At 70.2% G+C, this 1,013-nt stretch carries 2 protein-coding genes; one reads left to right on the forward strand and one right to left on the reverse strand.

From position 1 onward, the window contains the following. A partial coding sequence (locus A5704_RS01250; protein WP_304442264.1) for a sigma factor-like helix-turn-helix DNA-binding protein occupies nucleotides 1-545 on the forward strand: 545 nt, incomplete at its 5' end. Here the strand turns inward: A5704_RS01250 and A5704_RS01255 are convergent. After that, nucleotides 542-1,013 (reverse strand): MinD/ParA family protein (locus tag A5704_RS01255; protein ID WP_231968692.1); only part of this gene is annotated, 472 nt, incomplete at its 5' end. The genes A5704_RS01250 and A5704_RS01255 overlap by 4 nt on opposite strands.

Genomic DNA, 1,013 nt, shown 5'->3' on the forward strand with positions numbered 1-1,013 from the left:
TGCTCGAGGTGTTGCGCCGGCTCAGTCCGGGGGAGCGGGTCGCCTTCGTGCTGCACGACGTGTTCGGCGTCCCGTTCGACTCGATCTCCGAAACGGTAGGCCGCCCGGTCGGTACGTGTCGGCAGCTGGCGCGCCGTGCACGGGCGAAATTCGTTGCCGCTCAGCCTACAACGAACGTGGTGGCATCGAGCGAGCATCAGCTCGTCACCGAAAAATTCATCACCGCGTGCGCCAACGGTGACCTTGGCGCGTTGGCCGCCGTGCTGGATCCGACGGTGTGGGGCGTGGGCACGATCCTCGCCGACCCGGCGCCGCCCCCGCAGATCAATCACGGGCCGGACGCGGTGGCCACCAACCTGCTGCGGTACCTGTGGCCCGACGTCACGCTGGTCAGCGGTCCCGTCGGGCAACCGGTGCTGCTGGCGTTCAGCCACCGCCGGCTGTTTGCCGTCATCGTGCTGACGATCCGCGGGTCGAAGGTGGCGAAGCTCGAGGCGATCGCCGACCCGTCCGCACGGGCGGGCGAGGTCGCCGAGCAGGCCTAGCCCGGCCGCTGGTTCTCGGGCCGGGCCGCGAAGTAGCCGGCGATTGTCGCGGTGAGCTCCAGGAACTTCCGCCGCGTGGCGGCCGACATTTCGCGGCTCACATCGATGACGCCGCCCGGCCGCAGGTGCGGGTCGAAGGGGACCTCGATCACCGGCCGGCCGTGGTCGGTGAACTCCCGGGCCAGCTGCGCCCGCGTCCGTTTGTCGGCGTGCCCGTCGGAATCGTTGAGCACCACGACGGTGCTCTGCAGCAGAGTGTCGAAGCCCTGGTCGACCAGCCACTCCATGGTCCTGGCGGCGGCGGACGCCCCGTCGGCCCACGGCGAGGAGACCACGATCAGCGCGTCCAAGTCGCGCAGCACCTCCTGGGTGACCGGCGCGTCCATCGTCGAACCGCAGTCGATGACCGAGATCGCGAAGTGCCGGTCCAGGCGCAACGCGGCCTCCCGGTAGATCGCGGCGTCGAGC

The sequence above is a fragment of the Mycobacterium sp. E735 genome, from assembly GCF_001666955.1.
Taxonomy (GTDB): Bacteria; Actinomycetota; Actinomycetes; order Mycobacteriales; family Mycobacteriaceae; genus Mycobacterium.